The 12,327-nt window shown below is 57.1% G+C and carries 10 protein-coding genes and 4 pseudogenes; 6 read left to right on the forward strand and 8 right to left on the reverse strand.

Annotated features, from left to right (window positions below; all coding sequences use genetic code 11):
• The first annotated feature begins 50 nt into the window (after positions 1-50).
• Both C489_RS12840 and C489_RS12845 read left to right on the forward strand, forming a co-directional pair.
• On the forward strand, positions 51-686 hold the full coding sequence (locus C489_RS12840; protein WP_006431719.1) for a hypothetical protein: 636 nt from the start codon (positions 51-53) through the stop codon (positions 684-686).
• A 454-nt stretch (positions 687-1,140) separates the two neighbouring features.
• A complete protein-coding gene (locus C489_RS12845; protein WP_006431720.1) occupies positions 1,141-1,524 on the forward strand; it encodes a hypothetical protein in 384 nt (127 codons plus the stop codon).
• A 37-nt stretch (positions 1,525-1,561) separates the two neighbouring features.
• Here C489_RS12845 and C489_RS21610 read toward each other — a convergent pair whose 3' ends face one another.
• The gene (locus tag C489_RS21610; RefSeq protein WP_006431721.1) at positions 1,562-1,999 is read right to left on the reverse strand and encodes a hypothetical protein; all 438 of its coding nucleotides are present in this window, start codon (positions 1,997-1,999) and stop codon (positions 1,562-1,564) included.
• Positions 2,000-2,287: 288 nt separating this feature from the next.
• Between C489_RS21610 and C489_RS12850 the strand changes: the two genes are divergently transcribed.
• Both C489_RS12850 and C489_RS22635 read left to right on the forward strand, forming a co-directional pair.
• On the forward strand, positions 2,288-3,397 hold the full coding sequence (locus C489_RS12850; RefSeq protein ID WP_006431722.1) for a tyrosine-type recombinase/integrase: 1,110 nt from the start codon (positions 2,288-2,290) through the stop codon (positions 3,395-3,397).
• A gap of 258 nt (positions 3,398-3,655) precedes the next feature.
• Positions 3,656-3,952: pseudogene (locus C489_RS22635) on the forward strand (site-specific integrase); the annotation flags it as partial.
• Positions 3,953-4,144: 192 nt separating this feature from the next.
• Here C489_RS22635 and C489_RS12855 read toward each other — a convergent pair.
• The 6 genes and pseudogenes from C489_RS12855 to C489_RS12880 form a co-directional block, all read right to left on the reverse strand.
• Positions 4,145-5,705: pseudogene (locus tag C489_RS12855) on the reverse strand (transposase).
• Between the two features lie 182 nt (positions 5,706-5,887).
• Positions 5,888-6,407: pseudogene (locus tag C489_RS20905) on the reverse strand (transposase); the annotation flags it as partial.
• A 38-nt stretch (positions 6,408-6,445) separates the two neighbouring features.
• Positions 6,446-7,465 (reverse strand): NAD(P)/FAD-dependent oxidoreductase, encoded by a 1,020-nt coding sequence (locus C489_RS12865; protein WP_193364781.1) that lies wholly within the window; start codon positions 7,463-7,465, stop codon positions 6,446-6,448.
• A gap of 161 nt (positions 7,466-7,626) precedes the next feature.
• Complete coding sequence (locus C489_RS12870; protein ID WP_006431725.1) at positions 7,627-8,670, reverse strand: NAD(P)/FAD-dependent oxidoreductase; 1,044 nt, start codon at positions 8,668-8,670, stop codon at positions 7,627-7,629.
• Entirely contained in the window at positions 8,667-9,023 is a 357-nt protein-coding gene (gene trxA / locus C489_RS12875; protein ID WP_006431726.1) for a thioredoxin, read from the reverse strand. Before trxA ends, C489_RS12870 begins: the two co-directional genes overlap by 4 nt.
• Before the next feature lie 220 nt (positions 9,024-9,243).
• Positions 9,244-9,906, reverse strand: a complete 663-nt coding sequence (locus tag C489_RS12880) for a class I SAM-dependent methyltransferase (RefSeq protein ID WP_049890838.1) — start codon at positions 9,904-9,906, stop codon at positions 9,244-9,246.
• Positions 9,907-10,015: 109 nt separating this feature from the next.
• Here C489_RS12880 and C489_RS12885 point away from each other — a divergent pair, with 109 nt between their 5' ends.
• Together C489_RS12885 and C489_RS12890 are read left to right on the forward strand one after the other, a co-directional pair.
• Positions 10,016-10,399 carry a DUF302 domain-containing protein gene (locus tag C489_RS12885; protein WP_006431728.1) on the forward strand — a complete coding sequence of 128 codons (384 nt, stop codon included), beginning with the start codon at positions 10,016-10,018 and terminating at the stop codon, positions 10,397-10,399.
• 93 nt (positions 10,400-10,492) lie between these two features.
• Positions 10,493-11,235, forward strand: a pseudogene (locus C489_RS12890) (DUF2270 domain-containing protein).
• A gap of 139 nt (positions 11,236-11,374) precedes the next feature.
• Here the strand turns inward: C489_RS12890 and C489_RS12895 are convergent.
• A complete protein-coding gene (locus tag C489_RS12895; RefSeq protein WP_006431729.1) occupies positions 11,375-12,271 on the reverse strand; it encodes a sulfurtransferase in 897 nt (298 codons plus the stop codon).
• Positions 12,272-12,327 lie beyond the last annotated feature (56 nt).

Consider the following 12,327-nt stretch of genomic DNA (forward strand, 5'->3'; position numbering starts at 1 on the left):
TCCACCCTGCTACACGAACTCTTTTTACAACTGAACCGAATGACTCGACAATGAACCGAGACTTCTGGATTGGCGAATTAGGGCGTCTATATCAGCGTAGCTCGGAGGCGATCAATGACGACGATACAAAAGCAGTCCGACCCCTTACAAGCCAATTTAACGAGAATCTCGAGGAGCTAAAGGATGCTTTCCAAGACAATACGATCATTCAGGGGACCGATAAGGTAGAACCGGTAACAGAAGGTGGCAGCAGTTCTAGTCGGGGAATGGTAACCTTTTCACCATCCCGAATACGGGAAGAAGCTCTCCACGAGATCCGATCACGCTGCGAGAGGATGGCGAACAGTATTGGATACGATCTGCCAGAACAACGCAAAGAGACAGCACGTCAAAATAACATGGTCATGGTGTCTGTGGAGTCTAACCAAACGACTTCCCAAGAGGTGAATCAGGAGGTCACAGTTGAATCGATCCAGAACACTATCTCGGCACTTCCCCGGCCGCCTGAGCAAAAGGAGCAACTTGAGGAGATCTTTTCTGAGTTCGAATCAGAACTTGACGACGAACAAGATGAATCACGGCTTCGTGGACTAATTGACTCGGCGAAAAATATCAGCGAAGATGTCGCCAGCCAAATGGCGATCATTGCGATGAAACATGGGCTGACTGGGGTTTTGTTCGCGTAAGCCCCATCTATCCATCCATCGACAGTCACTCGATACAGGTGCCCGCTGCCCATCGCGCCGTTCAACTCCGCGATCGCCGCCCCCAGTAACCGACCGCCGAATGGGCGGTCGCAACCGACGGCGGAGAAACTGACTAGCGCGACCCGCTCTATTTCTCTACCCGTTCTGGATAGCAGTCGGGACAGGGTTTGTAGCCCTGTTCCTCGAGTTCATCGAGCGATTCAGTCCGCCGCTCTGCTTTGTCACCGATCATTTGCATGAGATCGGAGTTACAATTCGACCGATGGTACAGGTCTCCAGTCGTATATGTCATGGCCTGCCATTGGTTCCGCACAATTGCATAAAAGGTTCCGTGCGGATGTCCCGGGTGTTCTCTGGTGGCGAGATGGCCTGGCGTTCACTTTCACTTCGGTACAGGAACCCTTATTCACGGCCGCCAACAAGTCCGGCTTGCATGGCAGACAATACAGTTGAGGTACGCATCGAGAGCGTCACTGCGACACACGACCGAAGCGGTGCGATTGAGCACGTCGATATCGAACTTACGCACGACGGATCGGTTATGAACGATACTCGGCACCGTGCCCCTATTCCTGCTGTCGAATACCGGTTCGTCGTCGATGACCGTACTGCGAAACTCGTGGAGATCAACACCGTAGACGAAGATAGCGAACACAACTACGACGGCGTCCCCGGAGTATCGCTTGACGACCTTCAGACCATCTCGGCAGCCTACGAGGTGCTCGAGGGCTTCGATGCGATCGACGACGTAGAGTCAGTCGATGAAACAGTCGCCGAAGTTGCTGGGTTCGCAGACGAGATTTCTTACAAAGACTAAGCCCGAACCGTCGCGTACGTTCTCGAGCGGTTGATTTTCAGAAATCGCCTGGGTCTGGAACGTCTTTCCCATCGTCTCTGAGCGTATGGTTCGCAACAGAAATACCAGAACAAACCGAGCTGTATAGGAACACAGCACTGGCGATAATGAAAATACGCGTTTCGACACCTGCGAGTGCGTCTGTCGGTGTTCCAACTACCGATACCACGGCTGCACCGCCGAGAATCGACGCCCCGAGTGCGCTCAACTCGAGTTTGAATAGGTCTGCCACAATATCAAACTCGACTCGCCAGTGTGTCCAGAGGAGCAGTCCAAGCGCAGGGAAATTCGCGAGGGTCAATTGCCCCGGGACTTCTTGTCCATTCGCGAGATATGAGGCTTGTTGGAAATTGAGCAACAGAACGACGATCACGGATGCTACCACGAGCGCGACGTCCCTTGTGAGGAAGTCTTTCGGATCTGAATATAGTTCCATATCACTACTTCACACTGAATGACTGTATTTCTAACCCCTCTATTTCCTGTAGCCGATCGTGAACGCGTCAGACGTTCGTTTTCGACGGATTCGTTTCTAGCGATAGAGGCGACGATTCCATATAGCGATATACAGTTTAACGCTACACTCACCAACCCCGATTCGTTCGATTTCTGTACGCTCACAGCCTGCAACTACAACCGAGTCAACAACAATACCACATAGTACATTAGACCAATAATGTACGGTGCTATTTTGTAGGTCCACGCCCTTGGGTAAGCCGAGTCGATGTCTCAGGACAACTCCGGGGGTTCCGGCGGGGAAATCGCCCTCGAAGACGCGAAAGACGAATTCCTGCGAGAACAGAAGGGGAACTACAGTAGCAACCTCAAGTACAACCTCAAGAAGTGGCTCGACGAGTGGATTGACGGCCGCCACGAGGAGACGCTGGCCGACGTGACGCCGTTGACCATGCGTCACTACGCGAACTACCTCGAGCGGCGGTCACGGGGTGACACAGGGATCGCAGAGTCGTCGGCCCGTACCTACTACAACTACGTCTCGGCGTTCCTCTCGTGGGCTGTGAAAGTCGAGTACCTGCCGGAGAACCCAGCAGAGAAAGAACGGGCAAAAGACCCGCTCCCGAACGGCGACACGAGTAGCAGCGAGCAACAGTTCTGGCAACCCGAACAGCGAGCGGCACTCACCGACTACGTCGACGAGCGTGCTCGTGAGGCGATCGCCGCTGACGGGACCGACGCCTTCGAGGAGGTACGGGACCGCGCGCTGATCTACGTGCTGGCCTACACCGGCGTTCGTGGGTCGGAGGTCCTGGCCGACGCGAGACACGACGACCGAAACGGCCTCCGGTGGGACGATGTCTACCTCGAGAACGGTATGATCGAAGTCTTCGGCAAGAGCCAGGATCCAAACGAGGAGGTCGGGCTCACCGGTCAAACAATCGAACCGCTGCGGCGGCTCCGAACCCTCATTGATCCGCCTGCCGAGTCGTGGCCAGTCTTTCCGTCCCGGCATCCACCGTCGCTGTACGACCGGATCGACGAGTCGGAGTACGATCGTCCGGAGGGAAACCCGTGGGAGTTCTGCCTTGAGAACAGTATCGAACCACCGTCGATGAGTACCTCCGGTGCTCGGACGCTGCTGAAACGTCTCTCGAAAGAGGCCGAAGTGCCGGGACTGGATTTCGAGGACGGCGAGTATCTAACGCTGCATGGTGCCCGGCGAGGCGTCGGAGAGACGCTGTATAAGGAACACGGCGCGCAACGCGCCCAACGGACGCTTCGCCACGCCGATCCGAAGACGACCTCCGAGATGTATTCGCACATAGAAGCGAGCGAGCTGGGCGAGGACAATACGGCGGTGTTCGAAAACGAATGAGTTCTCCGACAAAAGAGTCCGAAAACATTGCGGTGGCTGCGATGAATATTGTGGGGACTTTAGCGCAATTGCAATTCCAATCCGGCTTCTCGGCGGTGGAATAGGGGATTTTGCGGCTGTGTTAGCTACGGTTCTTGTCCTAGTGGGCGGACTCAAGACTATTCGGCACCTTGCTCGATCTGGCCTACGAACTTATCGGAGAAGAAGACCAGTCGAGTGAGTTCGCAGGATCATGGAGGGCCGCCGATGCCCTGATCAGCACTCTCGACGCCACTTGACGACAGATTCGAGCGGTACCTCCAGGACAAGGGAAAAGGCCGCGTGGCGACGGCAGGAACTACCGACGCAACGCAGGGCGTGAGCTCAAGCGGTTCGCCGAGTGGGCCATCGGCAACCGCAGTGACGACTGGACCGGGATCGTTCCCGACGATATCGACCGTGAATCCACCTTTGAGGACCTCGACGAACGCGTGTTCTACGAGTATCCGGCATCTCGCCGGTGACCGAGGGCTCAAACAGACCACTATACAAACCTATTACCGCTATATATTTGCGTAGTGTGGCTGGTGCCAGAGTTTCGGAGGATAGGTCAGTTTTAGATTGAGTTTCCCCAATCATCGAGATGATTCGACAATATGAGGCAGTCTTGAATGCATATGGGCGAATTGGCAAGATGTAGCTCGAATTTTGGAGTTGCTGAATAGCGTTTCCACTCCCATACAGCTACCTCGGTGAGAATGCAGCCGATTAGTTAGGCGGAATCAACGCCGAGACGATTAGCTACACACTCGCCAGCGGTCAAGATCGGTACGTAGTCCATCTCTCCGTCAACACCGGCTTTCAGCAGGAAGTCGGTGAGCCGCCAGATATTGTACAGCAGCACGGCAAACACGAAGTAGAACAGCCGTACCCGATAGTCCTTCGACGAGGTCTTCGCGAGGAAGTCGTGCTTGATACTCTTGTATTCGTTCTCGATCTGCTAGCGGCGGCTGTACCGTCGACAGAACGTCTCTGCCTCGTCCGGTTCAACCTTAAGATTCGTCGCGAAGACAGCTGTTCCATCGCCTTTCGTCGACGGTACATACACGAACCGCATCGAGTGGCTTCCTGTTTCGACGCTGACGGAGGCCGATTCCACGGCGACTTCTTGTTCGTCGTCCATCGTCTCAATGACCTCCCGCTCCGTGCTGTTGATCCGTTTCGGGATCAGGTAGTTCACTCCGAGATTCGGACACGTCTGTAAGACCTGCTGGGAATCGAACTCGCGGTCACAGAGTACCGTCTCGATGGGGACGTGTTCCTGTGCTCGCTTCACCAGGCGTCGGACGACACGGTGAATCTTGTTCGGATTTCTGTCCCATTCCGAACTCTCTCGAACCGGTTCTACACCGAGTACCAGCGGGATGTTCTGCCCAACGATCGACAAAGTCGCGAATTTGAACGCCCGACGCTCCTGCTCTTTCGTCCCGCTAACCATCGACATCCCCTCAACGTCGCCGTAGTATGGAATGGTCGTGATGTCGATCGCGGCTGCTACCGGCCGGCGAAACGACGCTTCAGATGCGATGACCGAAACCAGCCGGTCAGTCGCCTCATCGAGTCCGTCGATGAGTGTCTCCAAATCAAATTGCTTGATTGCTCGGTGGTGAGTATCCCTGTGTGGACCGTAGTCGGTCCCACGCCGATATTGGAAGCGTGCTGCGCCCTGTGATGTCCCACAGCCGACCATCCCCATGAACGTTTGCAACTCGAAGAACTGCGTGTCCCCATACGTAGCATTCGCGGCGCGACCCGAGTCGAACTCGTTGAAGCCGTGGTCCCGTGCGAGGCGCGTGGTTCGATGGATTTGTTTGTCAGTGAATCCTCGACCAGCTGCCTCATCGTCCTTGGGAGAACGATTTTGCTCGTCGACAACCTCACTTTTCGGTCGAGCAGCAGGAGCTGAGAACTCCCGGTCGTGGACCTCTTTGACGACGAAGTGGGAAGCACTCCGAACGAACTCTCGGACACCGTCGTTGAAGCGATTGCGCCATGTTCGAGACAGCACAGATTCATCAGGGATGTGATCCAGCCCGAATAGTTCGGCAAGTTCTTGATACCGAGCCAGCGCTCGATAGCTCTCACCCGTGATTTCCCGGTAGATGAGGAGTCGAACCATCCCGAGAAACGAGTCCGGGGAGGGGTGCCACTCTGGATAACTGTCATTGAGATATTCGGTTCGAATCGTACTCTCAGCGATGCTCGATGGCAGCGAGTTGCCTGCTTGAAGCTGTTCAGTAATTTCGATTCCCGTACAGGTATCAGTCATTCGGCAGGCATGGTTCGAGAGCTGATCCAGCGAGTCAGCCATCGATTCATAATTGTATCGGGGTGGTAGAAGTAGTTGAGGATCCTACCTGTCGTGTCGCGTTCCTCATGAATTTGTTGATTCAAGACGTATTCTGGAAATGGAACGACGGGTTCTGGTGAATCGCCATGCGATGCTTGATTTCACTGTGTCACCGCTCGCTTGATGTTGTTGACGATATACTTCATGACGAGTTCTCGAAATTCTTGATACCAGGTTTGCGCACGCACAGCGATGCCGTGCGTGCGCTTGATCGCCGAGAGGGGGCCTCACACATCGATCGCTGGCGGTAACGAGGCCCATCGACCACGCGCACAATGCGCGGGTCGATGGGCCGGAAGATTCAATGCTTAATCAGTGGTCTTATACCCTCGTCTCTGAGTTTTCGCGTAATTGCATCCAGTCGTAGCCTTTGGCGAGGCTGTGCAGATCGCCTGTGTTGCGGCAGGCGACCCGCCAGCCGAACTGTGTATCATGCGGTTTCCCGGTCGTACAGTGAACGTCGAGGACAGCTTGCATCGCCGTGTCAACGAGAGCGGTCGCTTTCAGTGTTTGAACGCGATAGTTTGTCCGGCGGTAGTAGTGCTTGCTGCCGTTCTCACGATGGAATAGCATGGCGTCGTGCCCAGCCACCAAATATGTAAGTGTATTTAATACATCCCAATCCGACAATAGTGCTTATAGAACAATTCTACAGTCATTCAGTCATATGTGTGGAAGTCGACTTCTTGCTCGAGAAGTTCGTCGGGAATCCCAGGAACTTCATCGGAACGGACTGGACCCTGTTCCTCGATGACGTCGAGATCGCGGGGAAATTCACGTAACGCGAAATGCAATGAAATACCAGCCTTTGCTCCTTCGCCCAATGCAATCGGGAGTTGATTATGCCCAGGTGTCAGGTCTCCCACTGCATAGACGCGATCGACTGTTGTCTGCCCGTGATCATCGACGACGACCGTCCCATCATCATTGATATCACAGCCGAGGTTGCGGGCTAGACCGTTGTTGTACTCGGCACCGTACATGGCAAAACCACCCTTGTACTCGCGAACCATGCCGTCTTCGAACTCGAGGGCTGCTAACCAGCCATCTTTGTCGTTTTGAACGCCAGTGATGTCCTCGTGAATGATATCGATCGGATGGTTCGAGAGCATCGTTGCCGTCTCGTCGCTCCATTCAGGGCTATCATTGCGGGTGAGTATATCAACATCGTCGGTGAAGTTTAGCATGATCGCAGCTACGTGTGCAGCGCTCTCCCCGTATCCCATGACGTAGACGGGTTCATTGACGAACATGTAGGCATCACAGTGCAAGCAGTAGTGAAGTCCACGACCAGTCCGCGGTAGTGGCGGTTCCGGGCGGACATCGTTGAATCCCGTCGCGAGAACAACGTACTCTGTGCGATAGTCAGCATTATTCCCGCAGAGACGGATCGAACCGTCCTCAGTACTGTCGCAGGAGACGAGTAGATCATTGTGGATATCGCACCCATACTCTCGAAGTTGGTCTCTACCGACCGAGAGAAATTCATTCCCAGATGTCTCCTCCGTGACACCCAGCAGATTGTGGACGTCTTGCATCATCGCTGCACGTCCACCGCCTCGGTCAACAACGGCAGTCCGATGGCCAAGTCGCGTCGTATACAGCGCCGCAGTCATTCCAGCCGGACCGCCTCCAACGACGAGAACTTCGTAATCGTGAACAGTTGAATTAGTAGCCATCGTCTCTTCGTCCGATATCGACACATAAAATGGTCGTTCGAAATTAGCGTGATATTGTGGATACAGTGACAAAGCCAGCGAGTGAGCTCTAGTTCTTGAATTCTATATACTTACTGAGAAATCATCTCTAATCTAATAATTCATAGAATCCATGTTTTCAGCTACAGAGGAATCTCAAGTGTGGTCTCTGCCGTCCGCTCGAGCGTCTCGAGGTAGGCTTCGGCGTCGAGGGCGGCCATACTGCCGGTTCCGGCGGCGGTGATCGCCTGTTGATAGTGCGGATCGGCGACGTCGCCGGCGGCGAAGACGCCCTCGACCGCCGTCTCGGTCGTCGCGCGGCCGGCGTCGTCGGTTCGAGTGTGGAGATAGCCGCTCTCGTCGCGGTCGACGGTGGTCCCCTCGAGGAACTCGGTGTTCGGCGTGTGACCGATCGCGTAGAACACGCCGCCGACGTCGACGGTCTCTCGGTCGACGTCGACGCCGGTCGCGGCCTTCTCCGCGGGATAGCCGTCGGGATGGGAGACGAGCGTCGCGCCGGTGATACCCTCCTCCTGCGAGCCGTGAAGCGCCTCGAGTTCGGTGTTCCAGCGGAATTCGATATCCTCGTGATCACGAGCGCGGTCGGCCATGATCTCGGAGGCGCGCAGTTCCTCGCGACGGTGGACGACCGTCACGCTGTCGGCGAACTTCGCGAGGAAGAGCGCCTCTTCCATCGCCGAATCGCCGCCGCCGATCACGAGGACGTCGTCACCGCGGTGGAACGCGCCGTCGCAGGTCGCACACGTCGAGAGGCCGTAGCCCATCAGTTCGTCCTCGTTATCGGCGCCGACCCAGCGAGCGCTCGCGCCGCTCGCCACGATCAGCGCGCGCGTTCGCAGGACGTCGCCGTTCGAGAGTTCGAGTTCGTACGGGCGCTCCTCGAGAGTCGCGTTCTCGACGGTGCCGTGGGTGAACTCGGCGCCGAAGCGCGTCGCCTGTTCCTTGCCGTTCTGGATCAGTTCCATTCCGCCGACGCCCTCGGGGAAGCCGAGGTAGTTCTCGACGTCGGTCGTCAGCGTCAGCTGGCCGCCCGGTTCGGGGCCCTCGAGCACCAGCGGCTCGAGGTCGGCCCGCGCGGCATAGACGGCCGCGGAGAGGCCAGCGACGCCGGAACCGACGATCACTACGTTGCGAACATCCGTGGTCGTGTCTGTTTCCTTGTTCATTCGGTGTATCTCTCGATCAGGCTACGAAGTCGGTCTTCCGGCAGCGCGCCGGACTGCTGTTCGACCTGTTCGCCGTCCGCGAAGAGGGCCAGCGTCGGCACGCCGCGAACGCCGAACGAGCCCGCGAGTTGCTGGTGTTCGTCGACGTCGACCTTCGCGATCACGGCCTCGGTCGTGTCCGCGAGCTGCTCAAGGACGGGATTGAGCATCTGACAGGGGCCACACCAGTCGGCGTAGAAGTCCACGAGGACGACATCGTTCGCCGTCGTGACGTTCTCGAGGTGGCTTCTGCCGTCGATGTAGATCGGTTCGTCGAGCGATTCTCCGGAGGCGTCGCGTGCATCAGTTGCCATCACCACTACGTATGGACTGATAGCGTTTAAAGGTTTTGTGAGATTTGTACAATATGGGAACGGAGGGACTTGGATTACCCTCGTACAGCGTACATGGTGATGAACGGAAAAATAAGCGGATAGCGCCAGATGGGCGGACGTACAGGATATTTCGGAGAGACATGGAGACGTTGACGATCGAATCGTCTCGGTCAGTTTTGCACATCTAACTAACAACCAGTTATTCGACGGAGTCGGTCGGCTCCCCTGAGGGACTCACGTCAAAGCGCACGAAATACCCGGCTCGCGTTCCGACGCGTGCGTCGAACGCCAGTCCCCGCCGTTCGACACGGCGTCGTAGCCCTTCGAATCCGACGAAGTGCGGGTCGGGGAGAGACTCGCCGACGACGAGTCGACCGTCCGGTTTCAGGACTCGCTCGAGTTCGTCGAGGGCTCGCTCCTGGTCGGGAATCTCGCCGAGGACTAAGACCAGATACGCGGCGTCGAACGCGTCGTCCGGATACGGAAGCGATCGTGCGTCGCCGCGGATCGGTTCGACGTTCTGGGTTCCCTCTCGCCGCATTCGCGTTCGGAGGTGTTCGACCATCTCCGATTGGACGTCCACGGCGTGCAGTGTCCCCGACGGTTCGATCGCCTGTGCGGCCATCCCAGTGTAGTAGCCGGTTCCCGGGCCGACCTCGAGAAGACGTTCACCGGACCGGGGCTGGAGCACGTCGCGCAGCCGGGAGCGAGTGATGACCGGGCGCGGGAAGTTGATCGCGTGGCGCTGGGCGTACGGGCACGGTGATGGGTTCGATCGCCACCGGAGGGCGTATCCGAGTCCAGCGAGCAGTGCGAGGCCGAGCAGGCCAGCGATCACTCGCACCCTCCGACGAGAAACCATGGGGATACCGTCACCGCGGGCGGTCTACAGTCTTTCCCAAGCGACGCGGATGCCACGGGCTTGCCGTTGCTGCCCCAACCACAATCCCCCTCGAAATCGATCGTACAGTATGTCCTATACGCTTCGTACACAAGTCGACGGCGAGTTCGACGACGTCGTCGCGGAAACGATCGACGCCCTCGAGGAAGAGGGGTTCGGCGTGCTCTGCGATATCGACGTCCAGGAAACGCTGAAAAAGAAACTCGACGAGGACTTTCGACAGTACAGAATTCTGGGTGCATGCAATCCACAGTTGGCCCACCAGGGACTCGAGAACGATCTCGAACTCGGGACGTTGCTCCCGTGCAACGTCGTCGTGTACGACGATGACGACGGCGTGGTCGTCAGCGCGGTCGATCCGCAGCGTCTGATCGCCGTCGCCGAGAACGACGACGTCGACCCGATCGGCGACGATGCGTACGAGCGCTTCGAACGGGTTCTCGAGTCGTTATAATTCGGGTCCGGTGCAGCCGTTCGGGCTCGCTCCCGTCGCACATTTCACACTGACGCCGCATTCGCTTATGGAGCGGAGTGGTGTCCGTCGTGTATGACGAATTCGAACAACGACGAGTTCGACCCGACGGCGCCCGAACAGCGGGAGATCGGCCGCGAAATGGTCGACGAGAGCACGGGCCTCGGTTCGGTGATGGCCCACGCGTACCGGGGCGAGCTCAGCCGGGTAGACACGTGGCGACAGCGCCTCGACCAGACGACGACGTGGGCGGTGACCGTGATGGCGGCGATCCTGACGTGGGCGTTCTCGAGTCCCGACAACCCCCACTACATCCTGCTGATCGGCATCGTGATCGTCGCGGTCTTCCTCGGCATCGAGGCGCGATGGTACCGCGACTACGATGTCTTCCGGTCGCGCGTTCGGATTCTCAGGAGAACCTGCTCGCGACCGCTCTCGATCCGTCCCAGGGGGTCGAGCACGTCGACTGGCGAGCGGAACTGAGTCGGGACTACCGCGACCCACAGTGAAGGTACCGATGCGGTAAGCCCTCGCGAATCGTCTGCAACGCGTGTATCTCGCGCTGCTTGGGGTCCTCCTCGTCGCGTGGATTTTCAGAGTGACCGCGTTTGCGGGACGCGAAGACTGGATCGAAACCGCTGCGATCGCTCGAATCCCGGGGCCGATCGTGATCGCGGTCGTCGTCGCGTTCTACGTCGCGCTGCTCGCGATCGCGCTGTGGCCGCGAGAACGCCAGGCGAAGGGTGAATTCCATAAAGGAAAAAACGGAGGGTGACTGGAAAGATACGGATGCAGCGGACGAATCGCGTAATCGATGAGCAACTGCACGGAACCATGCGAGTCCGACTGCGCGTAACTATGCTCCGCGGTCGTTCGGTTCCAGCTCGAGATCTGTCATCTCAGACTCGTCGTTCGGATCGAACGGGATGTTCTCAACGCGCTATGGATCCAATTTGACTATCCCTCAGTTGCCAACGTTGCGGGATCGTCAGTCTCTACCTCGACAGGGGAGCGAATGAGGTTCCCCCACTCGGTCCACGAACCATCGTAATTACGGACGTCCTCGTATCCGAGGAGTTCGTGGAGTGTGACCCAGGTAATCGACGAGCGCTCGCCGATTCGACAGTAAGTGATGACTTCGCTATCACCGGTGATACCGTAGTCTGCGTAGAGGTCTTCCAGTTCCGCTCGACTCTTGAATCGACCATTCTCTTTGAGGTTCTCACTCCAGGTAATGTTCTGAGCACCCGGAATGTGACCTGCTCGCTGAGCGGTTTCCCGACTTCCTTCGGGAGCGATTTTCTCACCGCGGTACTCCGCAACGCTACGAACGTCTACGAGCGGAACGTCCACCTCTAATGCATCCTCAACGCCCTCCCGATAAATACGGATATTGTCGAACGGGCCGCTGACGTCGTACTCACGTTCGGGGAAATTCGGTTCGTCGGTCGTCATTGGGTAGTCGTTTTCTTCCCAGTAGACCCGTCCACCGTCCAGCAGATGGACGTCCTCGTGACCGTAGTACTTGAACTGCCAGTAGGTGTACGCGGCCCACTGATTCCACTCGTCACCGTAGAGGACAACTGTCGAGTCCTCCGTAATTCCTGCTTCCCCCATGATTTCCGCGAACTGATCCTTTTTCAGGATGTCGCGCTGCGTCGAATCCTGGAGGTGTGTCCCCCAACCGAATCCGATCGCGTTCGGAATATGTCCTTCGGCGTACGACTCCTCATACTCGATATCGGCCTCGACCAACCGATACTCCGGGTCGTCGTCTCCGAACTCGTCGAGGTGTTCTTCGAGCCAGTCCGGCGAAACGAGTGCGTCGGTCGCGTATTCACTGGTGTCGGCCATACGAGTTCGATTACTCGAATAAGCCACTTAGAGCTGTTTCTAATAATTCCATAGTC

Source organism: Natrinema versiforme JCM 10478, assembly GCF_000337195.1.
GTDB classification, from domain to species: domain Archaea; phylum Halobacteriota; class Halobacteria; order Halobacteriales; family Natrialbaceae; genus Natrinema; species Natrinema versiforme.

Excerpts from the sequence above, each read along its gene's own strand:
- C489_RS12840 (WP_006431719.1), top strand. The coding sequence starts at position 51 with ATGAACCGAGACTTCTGGATTGGCGAATTAGGGCGTCTATATCAGCGT.
- C489_RS12845 (WP_006431720.1), top strand. The coding sequence starts at position 1,141 with ATGGCAGACAATACAGTTGAGGTACGCATCGAGAGCGTCACTGCGACA.
- C489_RS21610 (WP_006431721.1), bottom strand. The coding sequence starts at position 1,999 with ATGGAACTATATTCAGATCCGAAAGACTTCCTCACAAGGGACGTCGCG.
- C489_RS12850 (WP_006431722.1), top strand. The coding sequence starts at position 2,288 with ATGTCTCAGGACAACTCCGGGGGTTCCGGCGGGGAAATCGCCCTCGAA.
- C489_RS12865 (WP_193364781.1), bottom strand. The coding sequence starts at position 7,465 with ATGGCTACTAATTCAACTGTTCACGATTACGAAGTTCTCGTCGTTGGA.
- C489_RS12870 (WP_006431725.1), bottom strand. The coding sequence starts at position 8,670 with ATGAACAAGGAAACAGACACGACCACGGATGTTCGCAACGTAGTGATC.
- trxA (WP_006431726.1), bottom strand. The coding sequence starts at position 9,023 with ATGGCAACTGATGCACGCGACGCCTCCGGAGAATCGCTCGACGAACCG.
- C489_RS12880 (WP_049890838.1), bottom strand. The coding sequence starts at position 9,906 with ATGGTTTCTCGTCGGAGGGTGCGAGTGATCGCTGGCCTGCTCGGCCTC.
- C489_RS12885 (WP_006431728.1), top strand. The coding sequence starts at position 10,016 with ATGTCCTATACGCTTCGTACACAAGTCGACGGCGAGTTCGACGACGTC.
- C489_RS12895 (WP_006431729.1), bottom strand. The coding sequence starts at position 12,271 with ATGGCCGACACCAGTGAATACGCGACCGACGCACTCGTTTCGCCGGAC.